This window comes from Halomonas sp. HP20-15 (assembly GCF_033446685.1).
Taxonomy (GTDB): Bacteria; Pseudomonadota; Gammaproteobacteria; order Pseudomonadales; family Halomonadaceae; genus Modicisalibacter.
Window position 1 is genome coordinate 443063 of sequence record NZ_JAWQLY010000001.1, and the last position, 12931, is coordinate 455993.

At 57.4% G+C, this 12931-nt stretch carries 9 protein-coding genes; 8 read left to right on the forward strand and 1 reads right to left on the reverse strand.

Annotated features, from left to right (window positions below):
- Nucleotides 1–1299, forward strand: a complete 1299-nt coding sequence (locus R6258_RS02085; protein WP_318446755.1) for a TRAP transporter large permease subunit — start codon at nucleotides 1–3, stop codon at nucleotides 1297–1299.
- Between the two features lie 88 nt (nucleotides 1300–1387).
- Complete coding sequence (locus R6258_RS02090; RefSeq protein ID WP_318446758.1) at nucleotides 1388–2446, forward strand: asparaginase; 1059 nt, start codon at nucleotides 1388–1390, stop codon at nucleotides 2444–2446.
- 74 nt (nucleotides 2447–2520) lie between these two features.
- On the opposite strand, the gene R6258_RS02095 is transcribed toward R6258_RS02090, so the two are convergent.
- On the reverse strand, nucleotides 2521–2748 hold the full coding sequence (locus R6258_RS02095) for a DUF2835 family protein (protein ID WP_318446760.1): 228 nt from the start codon (nucleotides 2746–2748) through the stop codon (nucleotides 2521–2523).
- Nucleotides 2749–3128: 380 nt separating this feature from the next.
- Between R6258_RS02095 and R6258_RS02100 the strand changes: the two genes are divergently transcribed.
- The 6 genes from R6258_RS02100 to R6258_RS02125 all read left to right on the forward strand — a co-directional run bounded on the left by R6258_RS02100 (nucleotide 3129) and on the right by R6258_RS02125 (nucleotide 12931).
- Nucleotides 3129–3992: a flagellin gene (locus R6258_RS02100; RefSeq protein WP_318446763.1), complete on the forward strand. Its 864-nt coding sequence runs from the start codon at nucleotides 3129–3131 to the stop codon at nucleotides 3990–3992.
- A gap of 178 nt (nucleotides 3993–4170) precedes the next feature.
- Nucleotides 4171–8412, forward strand: a complete 4242-nt coding sequence (locus R6258_RS02105) for an FkbM family methyltransferase (RefSeq protein WP_318446765.1) — start codon at nucleotides 4171–4173, stop codon at nucleotides 8410–8412.
- Nucleotides 8413–8745: 333 nt separating this feature from the next.
- Entirely contained in the window at nucleotides 8746–9411 is a 666-nt protein-coding gene (locus R6258_RS02110; protein WP_318446767.1) for a hypothetical protein, read from the forward strand.
- A 10-nt stretch (nucleotides 9412–9421) separates the two neighbouring features.
- Nucleotides 9422–9982, forward strand: a complete 561-nt coding sequence (locus R6258_RS02115; RefSeq protein ID WP_318446769.1) for a FlgO family outer membrane protein — start codon at nucleotides 9422–9424, stop codon at nucleotides 9980–9982.
- A 136-nt stretch (nucleotides 9983–10118) separates the two neighbouring features.
- The gene (locus R6258_RS02120) at nucleotides 10119–10511 is read left to right on the forward strand and encodes a flagellar protein FlaG (protein WP_318446770.1); all 393 of its coding nucleotides are present in this window, start codon (nucleotides 10119–10121) and stop codon (nucleotides 10509–10511) included.
- A gap of 95 nt (nucleotides 10512–10606) precedes the next feature.
- Nucleotides 10607–12931, forward strand: coding sequence for an EAL domain-containing protein (locus R6258_RS02125; RefSeq protein WP_318446773.1), 2325 nt, complete (start codon nucleotides 10607–10609; stop codon nucleotides 12929–12931).

Consider the following 12931-nt stretch of genomic DNA (forward strand, 5'->3'; position numbering starts at 1 on the left):
ATGCTGACGCTCGTGATGGTACTGCTGATCGCCCTGATCGTGCTGCTGGGCAGCGGCGTCTGGGTCGCCTTCTCGTTGATGGCGCTGGGCTGGCTGGGCATCAGCCAATTCACCTCGATCCCCGCCGGCGACGTGATGGCCTCGGATATCTGGAGCGCTAGCTACAGCTGGGAACTGACCGCGCTACCGATGTTCATCTGGATGGGCGAGATCCTGTTTCGCTCGCGACTCGCCGAGGACATGTTCAACGGCCTGGCGCCGTGGATGACGCGTATTCCCGGCCGGCTGCTGCACACCAATGTAGTGGGCTGCGGGCTATTCGCCGCGGTCTCGGGCTCGTCGGCGGCAACCTGTGCGACCATGGGCAAGATGTCGCTCCCCGAGCTGACCCGTCGCGGCTACGACGAGCGCCTGGTGATCGGCACCCTGGCCGGCTCGGCAACGCTCGGCTTGCTGATTCCGCCATCGATTATCCTGATCGTCTACGCCGTGGCCACCGATCAATCGATCGCCCGCCTGTTCATTGCCGGTATCCTGCCCGGTGTAATGCTGATCACGTTGTTTGCGGGCTACCTTATGCTCTGGGCGTGGCGCTTTCCCGAACGCATCCCGGCCGCCGAAGCGCCTACCACTTTGGGCGAGAAGCTCCGCCGCTCGCGGCGCCTGATCCCCATGCTGGCGTTGATCGTCGGCGTCATCGGCTCGATCTATGCCGGCCTGGCCTCGCCCACCGAAGCCGCCGCAGTAGGCGTCATGCTCTCGCTGGTACTCGCGCGCGTACAGGGCCAGATGCCTTGGGCGACGTTCGTCGAGGCCACCCTGGGCACGGTGCGTACCGCCACGATGATCGCCTTCATTCTCGCCGGAGCGTCGTTTCTCACCGCGGCAATGGGCTTCACCGGCCTGCCAAGCGATCTGGCATCCTGGATCGCCGCGCAGAACCTCTCGCCCTACATGCTACTGTCCGCACTGACGCTATTCTTCATCGTGCTCGGCTGTTTCCTCGACGGCATTTCACTGGTGGTGCTGACCACTTCGGTTTTGCTGCCGATGGTCGAGGCCGCCGGCATCGACCTGATCTGGTTCGGCATCTACCTGGTGATCGTCGTCGAGATGTCGCAGATCACGCCACCGGTCGGCTTCAACCTGTTCGTGCTGCAGGGCATGACCGGCAAGAACATTCTCAGCATCGCCCGCGCCGCGCTGCCGTTTTTCTTCTTGATGGCGCTCGGTGTCGCGCTGATCACGATCTTCCCGGCCATCGCCACCTACCTACCGCAGGCGATGAGCGGACGGTAAGGGGCGGGATGCCTACACGTTTGCCAACTCCAGTTAAAGGCGATGATAGAATCGGCACCGACCGAGCACTTCTCAAGGCTGTATTGCAATGCACGACGCATCCATTCTGATCATCTACACGGGCGGCACCTTGGGCATGCAGGAAAGCCCACGCGGCCTCGTTCCCGGGCATGACATCGAGACCCGCCTGCACCAGGCATTTGCCGCGTTGCCTCCGGCTCGCCAGGCATCGCTACCCACCTTCGATGTGCTGCAGTACGCCGAGCCGATCGACTCGAGTGCCGCTACCCCCGCCGACTGGCAGCGCCTGGCGCGGGATATCATCGACGGCTATTCAGCGGTGGAAGCGAGTGCGCCACGCTATAGCGGCTTCGTGGTGCTCCACGGCACCGACACGTTGGCTTGGACAGCGTCGAGCCTGGCCTATCAACTGCAGGGCATCGACCGTCCGGTAGTAGTAACGGGCGCGCAGTTACCCCTGGAAACCGCTGGCAGCGACGCGCCGGGCAATATCGAAGCGGCGCTGCGCTTCGCCGTCTGCCAGGACTTTCAGGAAGTCGCCGTGTGCTTTGCCGGCAAGCTGATGCGCGGGGCACGTACCCGCAAGTGGGATACCCACGATTTCGACGGCTTCGCCAGTCCCAACTATCCGCTACTCGGTGAACTCGTCGACGGCCAGCCCGTGCTCTATCCCACCCGCGGTCTGGACGCACAGCAGCGGGGTCTGCCGCGCTTCGAACTCGCCGACTATTCGGCCTTCGAGGAGTCGCCCGTGGTGCGTATCGCGCTCTGGCCCGGGCTTTCGACGCGCCTGCTGGAAGCCTGGCTGCTCGACGATCGCGTTCAAGGCGCGTTGCTTGAAGTCTGGGGGAGCGGCAATATTCCCGACGATCCGGCGCTGACCGGCCTGCTCGCCCAGGCCAGCGGTGAAGGCAAGCTGATCGCCGCCATCAGCCAGTGCCCGCACGGACCGGTATCCATGGATACCTATGCCGCCGGCCGGGGGCTGATCGACGCCGGCGTGCTGCCTGCCGACGCCATGACACCGGAGGCGTCCATCACCAAACTCGTTCACTTGCTCGCCCAGCCACTGAGCGACACCGAACGCCGGCAGCGATTTCTCACGCCGCTGGTCGGCGAGCGCTGACAGAGCCCAGTGAGCGTTGAGCTGACCGACTCACCGCAGCGGCTTCGTGGGATCGAATTCATTAGCGAAAATGCTCACTGCGCCGACAAGGCGATCAGTGACTCGAACTTGCCCGTGTCCGTGAACGTCAGACGATAAAGGCCATGCACACCATCGCGGCCGACTATGCGTCGCAACGCCTGGGCGGGGAAGACCACCCGCCGTCCGTCCCGGCTGCGGGCGTATACATGCTGAGCACCGCCCGCATAGTGCGCTAGGCATTGCTCGGCGGAAAGGTCGATCACCACATCGATACTGGGCATGGCTTACGGTTCGGTCAGCGCAGTGCTTAAGGAGAGCAGCACAGAGCGGCAGTATGCGGAGCCTAGCAAAGCCCGTGAAGACTGGCGAGAAGCGCGGAGCTACCCCGTGATCACACCCCCATCTTTCGATTCAAGCACTGAATAGGTCCGCCGATAACCTTCACGGCAGCGGTAGCCGCTGGGCCTCTGAGTGAGGCTTCAGCAGCCGGACATGTGCCCTACCGCCCACGATGTCGCTATCTCAGTAAAAAATTTGCAGATAGTCCTAAAGCAAATGCCGGTAGCGTCGATAAACAGGGTAACGGCCACGGTGCCGTTGCGGTGGAAAGACCGGAATCCCGGCTCACCGCTCGAGCCCCTAAAGAAAAAGGAAACACCAAATGTCCGTAATCAATACCAACATCACCGCTCTTATCGGCCAGCAGAACCTGAGCCGCGCGCAGGATTCTCAGGCCACCGCCATGGAGCGTCTGTCATCCGGTCTGCGCATTAACAGCGCCAAGGACGATGCCGCCGGCCAGGCCATCGCCAACCGCATGAGCTCGCAGATCACTGGTCTCAACCAGGCCAGCCGTAACGCCAACGACGGTATCTCTCTTGCCCAGACCGCCGAAGGCTCGCTGGACCAGATCAACGACAACCTGCAGCGCATTCGTGAGCTGTCCGTACAGGCTCAGAACGGCACCAACTCAGCCGCTGACATCGACTCCATCCAGAAGGAAGTCAACCAGCGCCTGGAAGAGATCGACCGCGTTACCAGCCAGACCTCCTTCAACGGCACTTCGCTGTTCTCGCAGTCTGGTACAGGCACCTTCTCTATCCAGGTTGGCGCCAACGACGGCGAACAAATCGATATTTCTGTCGGTTCCGCTTCTAGCTGGAACAAATACGATTCAGCCGGCACCAACAACGTTGCTTCTGTCAATGGCGTAAGCCGTAACGTCGATGCTCAGGGCTTTGACGTCATGTCCAGCACGTCCCTCGCAGACCTCGATGCGTTGGTCAGCTCCGTCGACAACGAGCGCAGCAACCTGGGTGCGGTGCAGAACCGTTTCGAAACGGCCATCGACAATATCGAGACCACCGCCACCAACCTGACTTCAGCTCGCTCGCGCATCGAAGATGCCGACTATGCAGAGGAAGTCTCCAATATGACTCGCGCAGGCATTCTGCAGCAGGCCGGCACATCGGTACTCGCCCAGGCCAACCAGCTGCCGCAGAGCGTACTCTCTCTGCTGGGTTAATCCCCACCGCAACTCTGGCAGCATGAACTCAAGGCCGGCATTGATGCCGGCCTTTTTGTTTTTCTCATACGATGGAGGAGTATGCTCACAAAAAACGCTCCTATTTAACGCTTTTGACCCGTTAGCTCTATGACACGATTGATGGCAAGTCACTCTCGTATGGACAACAGGTAACACCATGGGTCACTCCAGCGCTCAAATCCCCCGCCACACTCAGAAATCGGTCATCGACCTCTATCGCAAAGGCAAAGTCACCAAAGCGATGCGCGAAGCCCAGGCCTTAACGCAACGCTACCCCCAAGACGATTTCGCCTGGAAGGTGCTAGGCAGTTGCCTACTCCAGACCGGAGACTTTCTTCCGGCTCAATCGGCATTGGAGACGGCCCGCAGCCTAGGTGCCGACGACCCGCTAACACTCAATGCCCTGGCTCGTGCTTGTTTCATGCTGGGCGAGCAGGATCGCGCGATCGAGTTACAGCGCACCTGCCTCAGCCTGGACGCCGAAAACCCCAAGTACCATTTCCAAATGGCCAATATGCTTTACAAGGCTGGCGTCGGCGACAGGGCCCTGCCATATCTTGTTAGCGCTGAGCGCCTAGGTCATGACACTGTAGAAATATTAACGCTGAAAAGTGCTATTCTTTCCCTGAGTTTTAAATTCCAAGAAGGATGGGAGCAACTGCAGCGCCTTTATGCCTTGAAACCCAACGAGCCGACGGTCCACAACAGTCTTGGCAACTATTATAAAGACATGGCCGACTTCGAGAATGCCGCACTTCATTATACGAAGGCGCAGGAACTGGCACCGAATTACGTCTCGGCCTATTCAAATGAATTGATGTCCCTGCATTACGATCCCGATGCTACGGTGGAGCGCGTTCTTGAACTGGCCAAAGCGTGGCAGCAGCGTTTCGGCCCCGAGTCAGCGATGGCGCTAACGGAAACCGATAGGGATGGGAGCCGCCCAATTCGAGTAGGCCTTGTCTCCGCCAGCCTGCGCATGCACCCCGTCGGTTGGATGGTGACCAGTGCCTTGGCCGCCCTGCCCGGCGACATTAAGCTCTACGCCTATAGCGACAGCGATGCTCAGGATTTCATCACCCAACGGATTCGACAGTCCCTTACCCACTGGCAACCGGTTTATCATCTTGACGACACCCAATTGGCCGAGCGCATACGCGATGACCAAATCGACATACTCATCGATCTAGCCGGCCATGGGTCCGGCTCCCGGCTACGTACTATGGCCATGCGCCCGGCCCCACTACTTATCAAGTGGGTCGGCATCCAAATCAGTAGCATGGGGATTCCCGCTTTCGATTACTTCCTTAGCGATGCTATCGAAACGCCACCCGGATGCGATGCAGAATATACTGAAAAGCTGATCCGCTTGCCGGACGATTACATTTGCTACCAGCCGCCTTATTACAAGCCGGCCGTTACCGCGTTGCCGTCCATTAAGAATGGCTACATCACTCTCGGCTGTTTCAACAACCCGGCCAAAGTCAACGACGTTGTACTTAAAGAGTGGGCACGGTTGATGCAGGAATTGCCGAACTGTCGCTTGCTGCTCAAAGGTTCCCAATACACTAGTGAACTGGTCTGCAAACGCATTTACCGCACCATGGCTGCCGCCGGCATTGCCCCGGACCGCCTGATACTGGAAGGCCCGGTCAAGCATCAAGAATTACTCGAAGCCTATCGGCGAGTCGACATCGCCTTGGATCCTTGGCCTTACTCAGGCGGCTTGACGACCTGCGAGGCTCTGTTGATGGGTGTGCCCGTAGTCACCCTGCCGGGGCCTACCTTCGCAGGTCGCCACAGCGCGACGCATTTGATCAATGCCGGCATGCCAGAACTTGTGGTGGCTAATTGGGATGAATACCGCCAGCGCGTGATCGAACTCGCAACGGACCTCCCAAGCCTTGCCGTTATTCGTGCGTCCCTGCGTACTTATCTCCAGCAATCGCCAGTGTGCGATGATCGACGCTTCGGTCGCCATCTGCATAAAGCATTACGCGCCATCTGGCAGCGCCATTGCGAAGGCAAGGCCCCGGCTGCACTTACCTTCAATAAAGGGGGTTCAGCGCGCTTCGAAGATGAAGACAAATCGTATCGCTTACCCGCCGCCCTGCGAGTACACGAAGAAGGCATCGACTGGGACCTCGATGGTCCGATTATGGCAATCGATAATGGTGCACAACTCGCGACCCATGAAGCCATGGAACGCTTATTGGGCGAGGGTCATATTGCCTTGCTAACGCTGGACCCCAGCGCGAGTCTGCCGATAGCGAACCATTTGGGGCAATGCGGCGAATTCCAATACTATCCGGGCGTTACCCTAGGCGATGGCCAGCCTATCGTATCGGACGATAATGATGAACTCGCAGAAACAACGACTATACCCAGCATTGCCTTGGATAGCATTGAGGGCCTGAAAGGCATCGACATGCTTGTCTTGGATGATGGGCCTGACAGCCTGACGATTCTCGAACATGGCGAACGAGCCTTGAGCCAGACGCTATTGATTCAGGCCCGAGTCAAATTCAATCCGGAGAATGATGCCCGCACGAATCTGGGCTCACTGACCCAGTGGGCCGGTGAGCATGGCTTCCGCTTTCATCGGCTGCATAACGCTGAATACCATAGTCATATGCCGGAGAGTGATTTACGGAACTATCATCAAGCTAGCGAATTGGTTAGCGCAGATGCTATATATATACCCACCGTCGAGCGCTTCACTGCGTTATCAAACAGTCAACGAATGAAGCTCGCCTGCGCGCTACATACCCTTTATGGAATTAAAGACGTAGCCCATCGGCTAATTTATGATGTCGACGCCAAAAAGGCAGAACTTTATTCTGCAATAGGCGAAAACTCCAAAAAAAGCCCACCTCAACTCCCCACGAAAATACGTAACATACATGATGCAATCCAATATTACGAAAACTGTCGCCTAACAAGAAAGTCACCGAATCATGGCTTGCCCAGCAAGCTTGTTGTATCATTGACGTCTTATAAAGACCGATTCAGCACTCTTCACCTGACCTTAAGAACCCTGCTGTGCCAATCCGTCACACCCGATGAACTCGTGCTATGGATCGCATATGAAGATAAAAACTTATTACCTGAAAAAGTTACAAGATTGGAAGATTTTGGGTTAAGAATTCGTTTTTGTGAAAACCTAAAATCCTACAAGAAAATAATTCCGACATTAAAATATCACTCTGACTGGTTTATCGTTACTGCTGACGATGATATTTATTATAGCGAAGACTGGCTAGGGTCGCTAACGAGGTCTTGGGATAATAACTACAAAACGGTAGTTGCACATCGAGCCCACAAGATAAAGCTAGATGCAAAAGGTGCTCCCACTAATTATACCAATTGGACTTGGACAATCGGAAAAGAAGAGATAGCTGATGGCTTGATCTTCCCCACCAGTGGTGCAGGGGTGTTATTTCCCCCAGGCATCTTTCATCGAGACATAAGCAATCGTGAAAAATTCACAAAGCTTTGTCCAGATGCCGACGACATCTGGCTTTATTGGATGTTTTCTCTTAATGGCGGCAAAGCCAAACTATCCGATCATAACTACAAACTTATTGAATGGCCACATGATAACGCTACACCACTCTGGCACAAAAATATTAAACAGGGTGGCAATGATAAACAAATAGGCGCTCTACTTAAAGAATATGGAAAACCTTGGCCTCTTAACGTTATAGAGGACCAAACGCAAATGAATATTTTAACTTTCTACTATGGCGCTCAGGCTGTACGCTTTTTCTTACCTAACAGTCAAGACCATATACAAAAAATAATCAGAACTGAAAAAACATTTTATGAAGAAAAAATGCTTTTAGATATCCAACGTATTTCCAAGCCTGGAGGCGTAATACTTGATGTTGGCGCCAACATTGGGAATCATGCAGTTTTTTTTGGCCTGCTTTGCAAGGCCAATCACGTACTATGTTTGGAGCCCCACCCAAAAACATTTAGCACGCTGATAAAAAATATATCAATCAACAATCTCAGTGAAAAAATAAAATGTTTCCAAGCAGGTGCAGGCAACAAAGAAAGCAAGGCCATGATTTCTCACTACGATGAGAAAAATACAGGCATGTCAAAATTGAGCTTAGAGCATGATGGAGATATTGAAATAACAACCTTAGACACGATAATTGAAAAAGAAGGGCGACAGGTAGACATTATCAAAATGGATATTGAAGGCATGGAATTAAAGGCCTTGGAAGGCGCGAAAAATATTTTAACAAACCAATCACCTGTGATTTATATAGAAGCCGGCACCGATGACCACTATGCAAAAATAAAAAACTTTCTTCGCCATTTCGACTACCATCCCTATGAAAGGTTTAATGCTACTGCGACCTACAGGTTCGAAAAAACGATCAAATGATAGAGAAGTAATAGCAAACTAAATAGTATGAAACAAAGGCTCCCCATGGGAGCCTTTTTACTTTAACCTGCGAACATAAACCAATGCTAAGCTCAACTTATTATCCGCTATTTGTGAAATCTGCGCAGCCATTACAAAACGTCACATGCAACCCCTATCACAAAGCAAGCTTCAACATTATAGCTTGATCACCCAGTTACTCGGTAAAGTTTGCTTCCAACCGGCCGATAGGGTTCATATAGCTGTGTCGTGTGCATGGTACTGCCTAAATAGGTCGCGCCTCATGCCGAAAGCGCTAAGCCGGCTCGATAAAATCCAAACCAGGGACCCTTCATGGTACGCAAACTCCTTCTCACCGGCCTGAGCAGCTCGCTGCTGCTAAGCGGTTGCTTCGCCGCCAATACGTCTCAGGCGCCGATGGCGAAGACCTATCCGTACAGCGAGCAGCAGAAGATGCAGGCGGCGCATCATTGGGATGTACTCGCCGAGTACGAGGCTGCCGGCATCCTGCGTAGCAGCGCTTTGCGCGGTCGTTCGCTGTTTCTGAATCCCACACATGGCGAATCACCGTTCGCCCGCAGCTTCGACGATCTGCTGACAAGCCAGCTAGTGTCGAACGGTGCGTTGGTGCGCACCGACCCGATCAATGCCGCCCAGATCGACTACCGTGTCCAGGTCGTTGAGCACAAGGGTCGTGATTTCATCCGTGAGCCGATGGGTACCTGGACGGCCCTGAGTGCCGGCATTGCCGTGGCCACGTGGCCAGTCAATCACTGGAGCGAACCAGCCCTGGCGTTGATTCCCGCCGCGGCGCTAGTCGATGCCTTCAGCGGCAGTTGGGAGAGCGTCAGCCCCCAGGAAGTGATCATCACCACTCAGGTCAGCGAGAACAATCGCATCCTTTATTCGTCGTCCAACATTTATTACATCAATGCCGGCGACGCCGACCATTACCGTAACGACGCCTCGCGCCTGCTGCCCGTGACCGATGCCTGGTAAGGAAGCCACCATGAAACCGATCAAATCCTTTCTGCTGCCCATAGCCCTGGCCGCGGTCATGGCACTGGGAGCCGGCTGTGCTTCCAACGGTAGCGACAGCTACATCGTAACCAGCAACGCCACGGTCGATATGCTCGCGCTGGTGCGCGAAACCGCTGCCGACCTGCTTGCCAACACCCGCGAGTTGGACCCTGCCAAGCCGGTCGTTGCGGCGAGCTTCGTCAACATCGACGACTTGAGCGAGTCTTCGACCTTCGGCCGCACGCTATCCGAGATGTTCGCTTCGTCGCTGAGCCGTGCCGGGCTGACCCTGATCGAGGTCAAGATGCGCGACAGCCTGTTCATCGAGGAACAGACCGGCGAGCTGATCCTGTCGCGGGACATTCGCCGGCTTTCCGCCTCGCATAACGCTCAGGCGATCCTGCTGGGCACCTACGCCCAAGGCCAGAACATGGCCTACGTCAACGTGCGTCTGGTACGTACCCGCGACAACGTGGTGCTCGGCGCTTCGAGCGTGCAGATTCCGCTGGATCGCAATACCCGCGCGATGCTGCCCAATCGCTGGCAATGAACGCCTCTCGCTGGCGGCGCCCCTGCGGGTACGTTCAAGTCCGGCCCCACTCAGCCGATAGATCATTAGTGGGCTCGCTCGTCGTGCCTGCTAATGACCAACAAGAATCCTTCGGCGTGTACCGCGAGGCTTGCCCATGAGCTCCTATTCCATCGATCCCGTCACCGGCACTGCCGCCGGCGTGGCTAGCCCACCAGGCAATGGCGCGATAACGCCACAACAAAGGCTCGAGCGTGCCCTTGCCCATATCGTGGCGCCACCCGGCGCTGCAGAAAGCGAGCAGACTTCCCCGGCGGGTGAGCCAGGCACCACTCAGAGCGAGCTGGTCGAGCCTCTCCAGCGAATCAATGCGGTGATGCGCAGTTACGGCCTGGAATTCGATCTGCAGTCATACGATAGCCGTGTGGTGACACGCGTCGTGGATCGGGAAAGCGGCGATGTGATTCGCCAAATTCCCAGCGAAGAGGTCCTGCGCATTGCCGAAAGCCTCGCCCAGATGCAGGGACGCTTGATCGAACTGCAGGCCTGATTCATTCAGCGATGGGATAAGCCGATGGAGAGGCAACCCGCAAGATCCCGCGTCGGAGGCGTAGACAGCAGGGAAGACAAGGAGACAGGTCACCGATGACACTTCAGCGCGCAGCCTCCAACCGTCGAATGCGCAAGACCCTGCTCATGGAGCCTCGCCGGCTTGCCGCGCTACGTGCGACGCGATTGCTCGACACGCCCGCCGAGATACCCTTCGACGGCCTGACGCATCTGGCCTGTGGCCTCTTCGATGCGCCGATCGCCTGGATCAGCCTGCTCGATGCGCATCGCCAATGGTTCAAGTCGACCTGCGGCCTGAGCTTGCGCGAAATACCCATCGAACACGCCTTCTGCACTTACGTTCTGGAAGCCGATACGGTCGTGGTGATCGAGGATGCGCAGGCTGACCCACGCTTCGCCGACAATCCTTACGTACGGGGCGAACCCTACATTCGCTTCTATGCCGGCGCGCCCATTTATGGCCCCGACCGGATGCCGCTGGGCACCTTCTGCATCGTCAGCGACTCGCCTCGTGCATTCGATGCCCGCGAACGCGAGACGCTTGAGGGCTTGGCACGCCTGACCACGATCGAGATCGGGCGACGCTCCGCTCGCCGCGCAGAGAGGCAGGGCCATCCGCTCGGCGCCTACCAGAGCGAACGAGATGCCGGGCTGCCAAGCACGTCATTCGGCGTCAAGGATTGTTGGCAAGTGCCCTACGCCGCCAAGAATCCGGCTCACGACGACACCGCCCTGCAGGCGCAGCTCGAGAAATTTCGCGTCACGCTGGACGCCACTCTCGATCTGATCCTGATCGCCGATGAACAGACCCAGCGCTTCACGTATTGCAACCAGGGCGCCATCGAGCGACTGGGTTATTCACGCGACGAGTTGCTGGCGCTCTCGCCCGATACGCTCGATGATTCATTGTCGGTTAGCGCACTCGGCGAGCGCTTGGCGGCGCTCGATGGCCAGCGTGCGCTGCGTCTGAATGCCAGCTTGGCGTGTCGTAACGGCGAAATGCTGCCGGTGCAGGCGCAGATTCAACGCACGCCCTCGAACTGTCTCGAACGGACCCAATTGATCATCGTCGCGCGCGATCTTCGCGAAACGCTGGAAGCACAGCGCGAAATCGAATGGATCACCCATCACGACGGCCTCACCCATCAGCTCAATCGCACCGGCTTCCTGCGCGCGCTGGCTCGCGGCGACCACACCGCCGATCAGTGCAAAGTGCAGTTGGTCGCCGTGTTAGGCATCGATCGTTTCAAGCGAATCAACGATGCCCACGGCACTGCTCAGGCCGATGCCATTCTCTGCGAACTGGCCCAGCACTTGAGCAGTCTTCTGGCGCCCCATGGCGAGGCTCAACTGGGCCGGTTGGGTGGCGACGAGTTCGCCATCAGCGTACCGCTCGCCCAGACCTGTGATGCGCCGCCGCTTGCCGAGCGTCTGCGCGAGGCCGTCGAGAGCCATCGCTTTCGCGCCATCGAGGGGCTGCAACTGACCGTCAGTGTCGGCCTGACGGCGCATAGCCTCCATCAGACGGCCCCCGAAGAACTGTTGAGACGTGCCAATGCGGCGCTGGTGCGCGCCAAACAGCATGGGCGCAACCGCGTGCGCCAGTACCTGAGCGGCATGCTCGACGAAGCCAGTCGTCACGAGGCCATCGAGAGGCGTCTCGCCGGCGCTTTCGAGCGTCGCGAATTTCACCTCGATTTTCAGCCGCAGTGGTCGCTCAAGGCGCTCGACCGGCCGTGCGGTGCCGAGGCGTTGCTGCGCTGGCAGGCGCCCGATCAATCAAGGGTCGGTCCCGATGTCTTCGTGCCGATTCTCGAACAGAGCGGGCTGATGGTGGAGGTGGGGCGCTGGATCATCGACCAGGCGCTCGACACCTTGGCATCGAACCGCCAGCGGCTACCCGCAAACTTCTTCGTCAGCATCAACATCAGCGCCATTCAACTGATGGACGATACCCAACTGGCCGTCTACCTGATCGAGGCGTTGCAGCGCCGACGCTTGCCCGCCTCGGCGCTGGAACTGGAAATCACCGAAACGGCACTGATCCAGTCGCCGTACTGGGTCGGCCAGCAACTCGAGGCGCTTCACAAGCAGTCGATCGCCATTGCGCTGGACGATTTCGGTACCGGCTTCTCGTCGCTATCGCATCTCAAGCAGTTCCCGTTCGATACCGTCAAGATCGACAAGTCGTTCATCGCCGGGCTGCCTGGCTCGCCCGAGGACCGGGCGATCGTCGAATCGCTGCTGACGCTGTGCCGCGGGTTCGGCCGGAATGTCTGCGCCGAAGGCATCGAAACGCCGGCCCAGCTCGACTACCTGCGCCGGCTGGGTTGCAATCGCGCCCAGGGTTACCTGCTGGCTCGCCCCGATCGCGATCTACTGGCGTATGACGGGAAGTGA